Consider the following 239-nt stretch of genomic DNA (forward strand, 5'->3'; position numbering starts at 1 on the left):
ACATAGCGCCTTTATGATGTTTTTCCACGAAGATTTTGTACTATATGTTGCAACAGATCGAAAATCAAAAAAGATAACAGATATTGAAAAAAATCCTAATGTCCATGTACTACTCGGACGAGAAGGAAAAAAATTAGATGAAGATTATATTGAAGTTGAAGGGTTAGCTTCAATCGAGGAAGACTCAACATTAAAAAACAAGTTTTGGAATAATAGCTTAAAACGTTGGTTACTCGGTC

General features: G+C 32.6%; 1 protein-coding gene. It reads left to right on the forward strand.

Annotation, left to right across the window (positions count from 1 at the left end; translation table 11 throughout):
- A partial coding sequence (locus tag FE392_RS22605; protein ID WP_319931925.1) for a pyridoxamine 5'-phosphate oxidase family protein occupies positions 1-239 on the forward strand: 239 nt, incomplete at both ends.

It is taken from the genome of Xenorhabdus santafensis (assembly GCF_033949405.1).
GTDB classification, from domain to species: Bacteria; Pseudomonadota; Gammaproteobacteria; order Enterobacterales; family Enterobacteriaceae; genus Xenorhabdus; species Xenorhabdus santafensis.